Origin of the sequence: Methanobrevibacter oralis, assembly GCF_001639275.1 — an archaeon.
Taxonomy (GTDB): domain Archaea; phylum Methanobacteriota; class Methanobacteria; order Methanobacteriales; family Methanobacteriaceae; genus Methanocatella; species Methanocatella oralis.
In genome coordinates, this window is the sequence record NZ_LWMU01000080.1 from 1 (window position 1) to 10,784 (window position 10,784).

General features: G+C 27.5%; 12 protein-coding genes and 1 rRNA gene. 4 read left to right on the plus strand and 9 right to left on the minus strand.

Annotated features, from left to right (window positions below):
• Positions 1-243 precede the first annotated feature (243 nt).
• The 3 genes from rrf to cgi121 all read left to right on the plus strand — a co-directional run bounded on the left by rrf (position 244) and on the right by cgi121 (position 2,403).
• A 5S ribosomal RNA gene (rrf, locus tag MBORA_RS06665) occupies positions 244-361 on the plus strand.
• A 76-nt stretch (positions 362-437) separates the two neighbouring features.
• Complete coding sequence (locus MBORA_RS06670) at positions 438-1,907, plus strand: (R)-citramalate synthase (protein WP_042693174.1); 1,470 nt, start codon at positions 438-440, stop codon at positions 1,905-1,907.
• A gap of 7 nt (positions 1,908-1,914) precedes the next feature.
• Positions 1,915-2,403, plus strand: a complete 489-nt coding sequence (gene cgi121, locus MBORA_RS06675; RefSeq protein WP_042693171.1) for a KEOPS complex subunit Cgi121 — start codon at positions 1,915-1,917, stop codon at positions 2,401-2,403.
• On the opposite strand, the gene MBORA_RS06680 is transcribed toward cgi121, so the two are convergent.
• The 6 genes from MBORA_RS06680 to MBORA_RS06705 all read right to left on the minus strand — a co-directional run bounded on the left by MBORA_RS06680 (position 2,381) and on the right by MBORA_RS06705 (position 7,556).
• Positions 2,381-3,343, minus strand: coding sequence for a DegT/DnrJ/EryC1/StrS family aminotransferase (locus tag MBORA_RS06680; protein WP_063720425.1), 963 nt, complete (start codon positions 3,341-3,343; stop codon positions 2,381-2,383). The two genes, cgi121 and MBORA_RS06680, sit on opposite strands and share 23 nt — an antisense overlap.
• A gap of 4 nt (positions 3,344-3,347) precedes the next feature.
• Positions 3,348-4,517 carry an Nre family DNA repair protein gene (locus MBORA_RS06685; RefSeq protein WP_063720426.1) on the minus strand — a complete coding sequence of 390 codons (1,170 nt, stop codon included), beginning with the start codon at positions 4,515-4,517 and terminating at the stop codon, positions 3,348-3,350.
• Positions 4,518-4,568: 51 nt separating this feature from the next.
• Positions 4,569-5,495: a glutamine-hydrolyzing GMP synthase gene (guaA, locus tag MBORA_RS06690; protein WP_063720427.1), complete on the minus strand. Its 927-nt coding sequence runs from the start codon at positions 5,493-5,495 to the stop codon at positions 4,569-4,571.
• 1 nt (position 5,496) lies between these two features.
• Positions 5,497-5,751 carry a hypothetical protein gene (locus tag MBORA_RS06695; protein WP_042693167.1) on the minus strand — a complete coding sequence of 85 codons (255 nt, stop codon included), beginning with the start codon at positions 5,749-5,751 and terminating at the stop codon, positions 5,497-5,499.
• Complete coding sequence (locus MBORA_RS06700) at positions 5,744-6,316, minus strand: GMP synthase subunit A (protein ID WP_042693164.1); 573 nt, start codon at positions 6,314-6,316, stop codon at positions 5,744-5,746. The genes MBORA_RS06695 and MBORA_RS06700 overlap by 8 nt, the downstream gene beginning before the upstream one ends.
• Positions 6,317-6,632: 316 nt before the next feature.
• Positions 6,633-7,556 carry an NAD(P)/FAD-dependent oxidoreductase gene (locus tag MBORA_RS06705; RefSeq protein WP_063720428.1) on the minus strand — a complete coding sequence of 308 codons (924 nt, stop codon included), beginning with the start codon at positions 7,554-7,556 and terminating at the stop codon, positions 6,633-6,635.
• A gap of 51 nt (positions 7,557-7,607) precedes the next feature.
• On the opposite strand from MBORA_RS06705, the gene MBORA_RS06710 reads away from it, so the two are divergent.
• Positions 7,608-8,219: a DUF2112 family protein gene (locus tag MBORA_RS06710; protein WP_042693161.1), complete on the plus strand. Its 612-nt coding sequence runs from the start codon at positions 7,608-7,610 to the stop codon at positions 8,217-8,219.
• A 606-nt stretch (positions 8,220-8,825) separates the two neighbouring features.
• Here the strand turns inward: MBORA_RS06710 and MBORA_RS06715 are convergent.
• The 3 genes from MBORA_RS06715 to MBORA_RS06725 all read right to left on the minus strand — a co-directional run bounded on the left by MBORA_RS06715 (position 8,826) and on the right by MBORA_RS06725 (position 10,628).
• On the minus strand, positions 8,826-9,341 hold the full coding sequence (locus MBORA_RS06715) for a TetR/AcrR family transcriptional regulator (RefSeq protein ID WP_042693158.1): 516 nt from the start codon (positions 9,339-9,341) through the stop codon (positions 8,826-8,828).
• 65 nt (positions 9,342-9,406) lie between these two features.
• Positions 9,407-10,087 (minus strand): DNA/RNA nuclease SfsA, encoded by a 681-nt coding sequence (locus tag MBORA_RS06720; RefSeq protein WP_197017429.1) that lies wholly within the window; start codon positions 10,085-10,087, stop codon positions 9,407-9,409.
• Between the two features lies 1 nt (position 10,088).
• Positions 10,089-10,628: a DUF169 domain-containing protein gene (locus MBORA_RS06725; RefSeq protein ID WP_081738362.1), complete on the minus strand. Its 540-nt coding sequence runs from the start codon at positions 10,626-10,628 to the stop codon at positions 10,089-10,091.
• Positions 10,629-10,784 lie beyond the last annotated feature (156 nt).

Sequence of the window (10,784 nt, forward strand, 5' to 3'; positions counted from 1 at the left end):
TGGGGTAGGGATGTAAGCTTCGAGGTAATTGTTCCGAGTTGTTGAGTCCGCTGCTTCCAATTGTTCGCTTGCATTATTTTATAAGTCGTTAGTAGACTTGTTATTGAATGAAAGATTGTTTTTTTTTTCTTTTAATACTTTATTTCTAGTCTAGTAATGATTTGGTTAGGTGTTAACAGTAAGGGTGAAAATGCACTGGAAATTGTATTTATTTGCATTTATATCATTGGTTAATAGAGTAAGTATTGCGGTCATAGCATGGGGGTTATACCTGGTCTCGTTTCGATCCCAGTAGTGAAGTCCTTTTGTGTTTTGTTTGTGTACTATGGTTTTCTATGGGAATTTCATTTCGCTGCAAGCTTTCTCTATTACATACTTACTTTACTTATTTTTTTTATATTTATTTTTCATTTTATCATTGTTTTTAGGTGATTTTGATGAACATCAAAGTTTTTGATACTACTTTAAGAGATGGAGAACAAACTCCAGGTGTTTCTTTAATTACATCAGAGAAATTAAGAATTGCAACTAAACTTGATGAAATTGGTGTCGATTTTATTGAAGCGGGGTCTGCAATTACTTCTGAAGGTGAAAGGCAATCAATTAAAGAGATTACTAGACAAGGATTCAATGCAGAGATACTTAGTTTTTCAAGACCTTTAACAGTTGATATTGATTATTGTTTAGGATGTGATGTTGATGCAGTTAATCTTGTAGTTCCAACATCTGATTTGCATATTTTTGATAAATTAAACATGACAAAGGATAAACTAATTTCTTTATCTAATAATGCTATTGAATATTGTAAAGACCATGGTTTATCTGTTGAATTATCTGCTGAAGATGCATCTAGAAGTGATATTGAGTTTTTAAAACAGGTTTATTCAAATGCTATTGATTGTGGTGTTGATAGAATATGTGTTTGTGATACTGTTGGTATATTAACACCAGATTCTTCTTTTGAGTTATTTAATCAATTAAATGGTTTTCCTGTCCCACTTGTGGCTCATTGTCATAATGATTTTGGACTAGCTGTTGCAAATACTTTAGCTGCATTAAAAGGCGGTGCTAGTGAATTTCACTCTACTATTAATGGTATTGGTGAGAGAGCAGGGAATACTTCTTTTGAAGAATGTGTTGTTAGTATTAATAGATTATATCCTGAATTTTCTACCAATGTTAATATTCATGAGATTTATGATATTTCTAAATTAGTTGCTAGATTGACTGGCGTTTATATTCAACCTAATAAAGCAATTGTTGGAGAAAATGCATTTGCTCATGAATCTGGCATTCATTCTGATGGTATTATTAAAAATTCAGCTACATATGAACCTATGACTCCTGAACTTGTTGGTAGAAAACGTAGGTTTGTTATTGGAAAACATGTAGGTACTCATGGTTTAGATTCTAGATTAAAAGAATTGGGTTTAAATGTTAATAAAAATCAACTTCAAGAAATTTTTAATAATGTTAAGATATTAGCAGATAAAGGCAAAACTGTTAGTGATGTTGATCTACAAGCAATTGCTGATGATGTTTTAGAAAATAATCATGAAGATAGAATAAAATTTAATGAAGTTACTGTTGTATCAGGTAATAAAGTAATGCCTACTGCTTCTGTTAAGTTAACTGTTGATGGAGAAGAAATTTTAAATGCCGGTGTTGGTATTGGTCCTGTTGATGCAGCAATAAATGCTGTTAATTCTTTAGAAATATTCAATGATATTAATTTTATTGAATATCATGTAGATGCGATTACTGGTGGTACTGATGCACTTATTGATGTAATTATTAAACTTCAAAAAGATGATAGGGTTATTTCTGCACGAGGTACTGAATCAGACATTATTAATGCTAGTGTTAAAGCATATATTGCGGGTGTAAATAGATTACTTAGAGATTAGTGGGATTATGGATAACAAAATTGAAGTTTTAGGTTTTAAAGCTTATATTGATTCTGTTGATGATATTTTAAATAGAATTAATGAACTTAAAAAAGATGGAGAAGTTATTCAACTTTTAAATGCAGATGCAATTGCTGGTGAAAGACATGTTTTACATGGTGCTAATCAGGCTATTCTAGCATTTGATCGTGATGAAAACCTTGCTAATGATTTGAGTGTTGAAATAGCTTTAAGATGTTCTGCTCAAAGACAAATTTCTAAGGCTTTTAAAATTTTAGGTCTTAAGAAAGGTGAGATGAATCTTTGTGTTGTTTTAATTAATTGTGGTGATTATACATCTGAATTATCTGAAATTTTTGATTTTGATGAAAGTGTTTTAGAACCTAATATTGAAAAATTAGTTAAGATTTATGAAATTTCTCAAAATGAACTAGAGAATCTATCTATTGAAAACATTATTATTGATAAAATTACTAAGCTTGTTGTAGATTATTAACAGCTTCAATTATTTTATCTAAATATTCTTTTTCTAAACAATTATAGTCTAAGTTTTTAATTTCAATGCATAGTCCTTTTGATTTGACACGGTTATAATTGGGGCATTTAGTAATAAATCCACTTTTATCAATTGGAAGTAATTTTTTTAATTTCCAACTTATCTCTTTATATTTACCATTCAATATGATTGTATTGATACCTCTTTTATTTTCATAAATTGAATTTACTACATGTTTTTTAACATATGAATTAGCATTTAATGTAAGTTCTAATTTATCAGCAACATTATTAAGTTCATTATGTATACCTGCACATATAATTTCATTAGTTTTACTTAATTTTTGTGGAAGTTTTGTTTTATCAAAAAATTCTTCATTGTTTGTACTTATAAATCCCCCACTTCCAGCATTAATCATTTTAGGAGATCCGGTAGATGAAACAATAATGTCTGAGTAATTTCCACAACCAAGTTTATGCTGTTTATCTCCAATTCCAGCAGATGCATCTTCAATACTTATAATTCCATTATTTTTACAATATTTTGAAATACTTTTAACATCTTGTTCAGCACTATAAGCTGCAAAACTAGTAAAAATTAAAGCTGAATTTTTTTCAATGTCTAATTCATCTAAATATGATGTATTTATCAATCCTAAATCTGTTTTTAAGGTAAGAATTTTTTTATTTAAAAATTTAGCAATTTGTTTAAATCCATGCCATCCACCTTGATCTGGAATTATTACAGGTCCATCAATAGCTGAAAGTGCAATAAAAATACTATTATTCCCACTTGAAGTAATTTTACTAAACTCATGACCAGTAAGTAAGGATATTTTATTTTTACATTTATCTTCAAAGTTAATGTCTTTAATTTCGCCAGATGCAACTTTAGACATTACTTTTTTTGTTTCTTGAGGTGTTGTTTTAAATTTGAACATATTATCAGGATTTAAAGTACATATCTAATGTAGTTTGTTTAGTATGCAACATTTCATTCAACAATGTTCCTTGTTTAACATATTTACTTATAGGTATTTTCAATATATCTCCACTATATTTTAAAGCATCATTTAATGTTTCAAATTCTTTATATTGTGTTTTCATTGCTTTCTTAATATTTTCACGAACATTAAACACGCCTAATGGAACATATCCATCATAAGCTTCTCTTAAAATAATTAATCCTGATTGTTTTTTGATGTTTCTTAAATAATCAAGTACCGCCATTTTAGCGGTGTAATAGCATCCACCAACTATTGAGTATTCTTTTTTACCTTTAGTTGTTTCATAATCTGAAAATATTAATTCTTCATTTTTAAGTAGTTTAATAAATGCTTCATACCATTCATATTGCCATTCAGTTGGGGTTAAAATTATTATATAGTAATTATTAAGGCTTCCAAATTCAAATAATCTGTAGGTATCTAGAATATCGAATTTTTTAACTTCTTTTAAGAATTGGTCTGCTAATGTAGAGTCACACGCTGTTATTGACCATCTTGTCGGTACTAATTTTCTTCTATTTTTACTTCCAATAGCTCCAACAGATAATGCTTTTTGCACAGCTGTAAAAGGAACATTCTTTTCATGTAAATTCACAACAGCTTCTGATGCTTTTAAATCGGTGTCATAATAGGTTTTTTCAAGTTGTCTGTCCCATTTAACAGCATCAATATCAAATTTTTTAATAACTGCACTTGGACCATGAGGCATACTATCCTCTGTAAGCATAGAACCTGTTGGTCTACTACCAAATGTTGCTTCACTATCAATTGATTTTGATGCAAGAGAAATATCTTGAAGTTTTTCAATAAAAGGATTTTCTAAATCATCAATTTTAATCAAATGTTTTCCACGAACTAAATTCATACGATAGTTTATAATGTCTTCTTGACTTTTATTTTCACCAATCCATGATTCAGGAGAGTCCATAATTGCAGTATCTCCTAATTCTGGAGACATCATAGGACCTGCATAAACCTTAGGATAAGACCATCTTCCAATAAAAACAGATGGGGGTGTAGATCCTTCTAAATTACGTCCGATCTTAACAGACTTCATTTGAATTTGTTCGGTTAGCTTTGCAAGATATGCATTTTTAGTGGTTTTCATAATATATCAAAAAAAGTAAAAATAAATACTAATTAAGTAATATCTTTAATTTTAAGCAAATTCAATAGTAGCTGGTGGTTTGTCACTAATTGAAAGTGCAACATGAGTAACTTCAGAAACTTCAGAAGTAATTCTTTTAGATATTTTTTGAACAAGTTGCCAAGGTAACTCGGGTACATATGCAGTCATTGCATCAACAGAGTTAACAATTCTTAAAACTACTAAATAGCCAAAGTCTCTTTGATCTCCTTTAACTCCAGTAGCTTTTGTATCAGTTAAAACTGCGAAATATTGCCAAACTTCTTTATCAATACCTGCTTTTTCAACTTCATCACTAACAATTTTATTAGCTTTTCTACATATTTCAAGCTTTTCTTTGGTTAAATCACCAATAACTCTAACAGCTAATCCTGGACCAGGGAAAGGTTGTCTATAAATAACTTTCTCAGGTAAATCTAATTTTAAACCAATTTCTCTTACTTCATCTTTGTATAAATCACGAATTGGTTCAACTACTTCTAATACCATTCCACTTGGCAATGCTAAGTTGTGGTGAGACTTGATTTTACCTTCACTTTCAATCCAATCAGGAGCAATAGTTCCTTGTACTAAGTATTTAGCATCAGTTTTTTCAGCTTCTCTTTCAAATACCTCAATAAATACTTTTCCAATGATTTTTCTTTTTTCTTCAGGATCTTCTACTCCTTTAAGAGCATCTAAAAATTCTTCAGAAGCATCAACATAATTAAAGTTTAATCTGTCTTTAAAAGTGTTAGTTACTTCTTCAACTTCACCTTCTCTTAAAAGTCCATGGTTTACAAATATTGCTATTAAATTATTTTCAATAGCTTTTTGAACAAGAACAGAACATACAGAACTATCTACACCACCAGAAAGTGCAATAATAGCTTTATCATCTCCAATTTTTTCTTTAATTTTTTGAATAGCATCTTCAATAAATTCTTCAGGAACTAACATTTTATTCCTCTTCTTCTTCATAATCTTCAATGAGTTGTTTAATAATTGCTTCTAAACCATTATCGTTACCTGCTTCAATAGCTTCAAAGATTTCATCATATTTAACATATTTTTCTAATTTAACAGATTTAGCTCCTATTCCAGATATTCTAAATCTATATTCTTCATCACCAATAAGAATGTTAACATATTGTTTTTTTAAACCAGTTTTATAGTCAAGTGCTTTTTTTTGCAAATCTTCTGCATTATCAATCATTATTACACCTTTCTTTACAGATATTATAGAAATTCTCAAAAATTACAGATCCTTTAGGAGTGTGATGTACTTCTGGATGGAATTGGATTCCATAAACATCTTTATCTTTATGTTTAAAAGATTCAACATCACATAAATTAGAACTAGATAATATAGTAAACTCCTTTGGCATAGTTTTTACTTCATCTTTATGTGAAGACCAAACTGTCATTTTTGGAGCCAATGATTTAAATAAGTTTTCATCATTATTAATATTAATTTTAACTTGAGCATAACTTTCAGTTTCAGATGTAGATACCTCTCCACCATAGGTTTTAGCGATTAATTGATGACCAAGACAGATTCCTAAAATTGGAATGTCAAAGTGCATAATGTATTTTTCACTATTTCCAGCTCCTTCAATAGAAGGACCTCCGCCTAAAATAATCCCTGTTGGATTTTTAGCTTCAATTTCTTCTATACTTAATGTATTTGGAACTAATTGTGATGGAATTTTTAAATATTGTAAACTACGTTGAATCCTATGATTATATTGGCCTTTGTTATTAATAACTAATATTGTCATATTCTACTCCATAAATTAACATAAGTATTTATAATTTTTTTATTTATTAAATTTTTTTAAAAATCTAACTTTTAATTTAAACTAAATAGTTACCAATAAGATAAATTAATTTAATCTTAAAATTTGAAAAATTTTTATAAGTTTATATATCACATAAAATATAATAATTTGATATGGAACTTCAAGATTTAATGTTTATTATAATTGCTATATTTGTAGCTGTAATTTTGTTAAAAATATTCATGTGGTTATTGCCAGTAATTGTAGTTTTAGTAATAGCGTTTTTTATTTATATCTTCCTATCTGAAAGATATAGTTAATTTTTTTCTTTTATATCACTATATGCTGAAGTTGCAGCAACTGCACCTTCTCCACATGCAACTACCCATTGTTTTAGACCAACACACACATCTCCTATTGCGTATAAATAGTCTACATTGGTTTTTTGATTTTTATCAGTTATAATATGTTTATTTTCACTTAAAGTAACTCCTAATTGTTCTGCAAGTTCAATATGTGGAATATATCCTATACTTATAAATACTCCATTTGTTTTTAAATTAGTTATCTCACCTGTATTTGTGTCTTTTAAAACAATTGTATTAACAAGCATGTCTCCTTTTATTTTTTCTACATTTACATTGCATATTACATCGATATTATTTTCTTTAACAAGATCTTGCAAGTATTTTTGAGCTCTAAACTCATTTCTCCTGTGTACAATTGTAACATTTGCCCCAATGTTTTTTAGAAAAATTGCTTCTTGAAGAGCACTATTGCCTCCACCTACCATTACAATATCTTTATTTTGGAAAAATAACCCATCACATGTTGCACAGTAGCTCACTCCTTTTCCCAAATATTCTTCTTCACCCGGAACATTTAAGTGTTTGTGGGAGCTTCCTGTTGCTAATATTATGCTTTTGGTTAGGTAGTTGCTTTGATCTGTTTTTATAATAAAATTATAATCATCTTCTTTGTTTTTTATAATTTTTAATACATTTTCGTTTTCATGAAGTTCACAATTTTCAATTGCTTGAGATTTCATTATTCCGACAAGCTCAAGACCTGAAATTTTATCAAAACCTGGATAATTTTCCATTTCCGGAACTTCACGACCGATTCCTCCAGCTAAACCCCTATCGATAATAAGATTTTTAGTTCCTTGACGTCCTGCATATATTCCAGCTGTTAAACCACCAGGACCAGCACCAATAATTACAATATCAAACTTTTCCATCTTAACACCTTTATGTAACTTTTAACAATACGATTATTTATATTTATATTCATGAAAGTAGCTGTTATTCCTGATGCTGCAATGATGATAGTTCATTTGATTGGTAAAAATGGCCATGAGTATTTATCTCCTACAAATCTTAGTGAAGAAAAATTAAGAGCAAAAGATCCTTATGATGAGAGTACTGTTGATTATGATGCTCCACCATATAATATGACTGAAGAATCAACGTTAGTTGGTAATAAATATGTATCTGGTGAAGCACCATCTGGAGTTAAAGGTAGAATGTCATTGTATGATAATATTATAACAAATGCAGAAGCAGCTGTTATCCTTGGAAGACCTCCTAAAAATTATAAAAAAATGTATAATACTTTAAATCATTTAATTCTTTTTGGTAGTGTTTCATGCATTAATCATCATAGTTTGGTGGTTAAGTTGATTAAACAGAAAAATATTCCAATTTTACAAGTTTCCTTTCCAACAACTAGGGATGAAATTATTCGGATGATTGGTAAAGTTAATTGTTTTTTAAAGAACTTAGATAAAATAGAGCCAAAGCTGATTAATGATGATAATTTAGATATTAATTTAAGAAAAAAACAAGATAAATATTCATTGAATGATTTTAAAAAGATAATAAGAGATAATAGTGGTGTTTAAATGAGGTTTTTAAACACCAGACTTTTTTGGAAAAAAATGTGGCAGATATTTTTTTTCCACTACTTGTGTTAAATTAGGAAATTGTGTGAAAACTTATCTAACACAAAGATTTTTCTTTTTGGAGAAAAATATTTTTATAGACTAATTTAATGTGTTTTAGTAATGTAAAAATTTAGGTCTTCCTAAATCTACATTACTTACTATTAACTAAGTCAAAAGTAGTATATAAATGTTACTATTTTTTTAGGTTTACCTAAATTATAATTTTAGAATAAAATAAAAATTTTAAAAAGAGATAATAAAGGTGTTTAAATGACGCTTTTAAACACCTGATAGTAATTTTGGAAAAAAATGTGGCAGATATTTTTTTCCATTTTGTGTATTAAACTAGGAAATTGTGTGAAAACTATTTTAATACATTCAATCTTTTTTTGGAGAAAAATATTATTAGTTGACTAATAATGTGTTGGGGTGATGTCAAATTTAGGTCTTCCTAAATATGCATCACTTACTATTAACTAAGTCAAAAGTAGTATATAAATGTTACTATTTTTTAGGTATGCCTAAATTTCATATCTAATAAAAAATTTAGGTTTTTATTTATAATTAAATATAGCTCCATAATAATGGATTGAAATATTTTACAATATCTGTTGCTATTTTAGTTAATGTTTTAGGATCATCTTCCATTTCATTTTCAATCCAACAAACAGTAAAGTTGTATATTCCGCCAATATGATAATAAACATGATATAATTCTTCTTTAGAACAATTATCGATGTTATATTTGAAACATTCAACTAAAACTTTTTGTAGTAAATAAATTTGTTTTTCTTTATGTATAATTATAAAAAAATCTTTATATTTGTAAAATGTCTCAAGAATTGTGATGATATATTCTTCTTTTTTTTGAATATTTTTAGCTTTATACGTAGCTATGAATTCATCCATTATTAGTTCTAATTTGTATTTAATAATATCTTCTTTTGATTTAAAGTTCCTATAATAAGTTGATCTGTTAATTTTAGATGAATCAGATATGTCTTTTATAGTAATTTTTTCATATTCTTCATATTTCATTAGTTCGATTAATGTATTGGCTATTTTTTCTTTACTATTCATTTAAATCACTAAAATTTGAAGTAGTATTCCAATATTTTATCAGCTCAACACCCTTTTCATCAATTTTAATATTTACTTGCCAAAATTTCAATTCCTTTTTTAATACTTTTTTCAACACTTTCTTTTATTTCTTTATAATTTGTGCTTGGATTTATTATTTTATATCCCGGATTATCATATTGAAAAACATTTAATAATATTGCTTTTTTGTTAAAGTCAAGAGAACTAGCTAATTCATTTATATGTTTTTTAAAACGTTCAGTTGATGAAAATGGCGTAGTTTTTTTAGTTTTAATATTATCATCATATTCGATTTGTAATCTTTGTAATGGAGTTTTAACTTCAATATAAGTATTTTCGACTAAAAAATCTAGTTTTGAATTTCCTAGTTTAACTTCTCTTTTAATTTCTGAGTAATCATTTATCATTTCATTAAGTAAATGATTTTTCAAGAAAAAGTCAATATATTTATTTGATGCAATTTGATTTATTCCAACCCACTTTTTATTAATTTTATTTGGATTACTTACAGATATTGCTTCTAGTGTGTATTTAGTTTTTCTTTTAGGATTAGTACTATCAGATAATAAACATTCTACATTTTTTAAATCAATGTTTCCTATTCGTCCTGTTGTTGGACAATGTACTTTTTCTATAGCTCCATTTATTTTAACATCTAGTGTAAATTGATTATTTCTTTTTAGTATTATTCCTTCTTTTAAAGGTTTTTCAAATAAGTATTTCATATTATTCAGTTAATGCAGGTATTTTTGTTATTTTTAATGAGGTTGTTATTTCTTCAAGTTTAGATATAGGAATTCCAATTGCTATTTCATTGTCTTTTAAATCACTAGCTAAACGAGAGCCAATACATCCATATGAAATATTTAATTTATTATTTAAATAGGTATTAATTATAATATCTCCACATAATGATTGAGTCCCACTAACACTGTTTTCGAGTCTTTCTCCCTTGTTATAGGTATTTGCTCTAATTAAATTAAAGATTTGTTTTGCTTTTCCAAGTATAACTACTACATCAGGTTTTACTACAACATTTTCTAAAGGCATATATCCAATAGCTTCTATTTTTTTATCTAATTTTGCAGTATTTTTTATTAACCTTTTCCCAGCATTTTGAGTTTTAGTCACATTCATTTTATTGAATTTGGATCCATTTAATAAGTCTTCATTGAGTGCTTTTAATCCTAATATTTGAATAGCTGTTTCACATTTTAATTCGTTTACAGTTCCATAAAATGATTCTCCATTACTTGCGTTAATTATTCCCTGGCAATGTAAAAAATTTTGTTATTTATAGTTTTTCTCTAAAAATTTTTACCATATAGGTTTAGCCAATTTTCATAAAATGATTTGAAGCCAATAATTTCATAAAATTTATCTTTAAATAAGTTAATTAACTGATTTTCGGTTGTATAATAT

What these genes read in the sequence shown, in the direction of transcription:
- MBORA_RS06715 (WP_042693158.1), bottom strand. Translation starts at nt 9,341, where the DNA reads ATGAATAGTAAAGAAAAAATAGCCAATACATTAATCGAACTAATGAAA.
- MBORA_RS06705 (WP_063720428.1), bottom strand. Translation starts at nt 7,556, where the DNA reads ATGGAAAAGTTTGATATTGTAATTATTGGTGCTGGTCCTGGTGGTTTA.
- MBORA_RS06710 (WP_042693161.1), top strand. Translation starts at nt 7,608, where the DNA reads ATGAAAGTAGCTGTTATTCCTGATGCTGCAATGATGATAGTTCATTTG.
- guaA (WP_063720427.1), bottom strand. Translation starts at nt 5,495, where the DNA reads ATGTTAGTTCCTGAAGAATTTATTGAAGATGCTATTCAAAAAATTAAA.
- MBORA_RS06700 (WP_042693164.1), bottom strand. Translation starts at nt 6,316, where the DNA reads ATGACAATATTAGTTATTAATAACAAAGGCCAATATAATCATAGGATT.
- MBORA_RS06695 (WP_042693167.1), bottom strand. Translation starts at nt 5,751, where the DNA reads ATGATTGATAATGCAGAAGATTTGCAAAAAAAAGCACTTGACTATAAA.
- MBORA_RS06720 (WP_197017429.1), bottom strand. Translation starts at nt 10,087, where the DNA reads ATGAAATACTTATTTGAAAAACCTTTAAAAGAAGGAATAATACTAAAA.
- MBORA_RS06685 (WP_063720426.1), bottom strand. Translation starts at nt 4,517, where the DNA reads ATGAAAACCACTAAAAATGCATATCTTGCAAAGCTAACCGAACAAATT.
- MBORA_RS06680 (WP_063720425.1), bottom strand. Translation starts at nt 3,343, where the DNA reads ATGTTCAAATTTAAAACAACACCTCAAGAAACAAAAAAAGTAATGTCT.
- cgi121 (WP_042693171.1), top strand. Translation starts at nt 1,915, where the DNA reads ATGGATAACAAAATTGAAGTTTTAGGTTTTAAAGCTTATATTGATTCT.
- MBORA_RS06670 (WP_042693174.1), top strand. Translation starts at nt 438, where the DNA reads ATGAACATCAAAGTTTTTGATACTACTTTAAGAGATGGAGAACAAACT.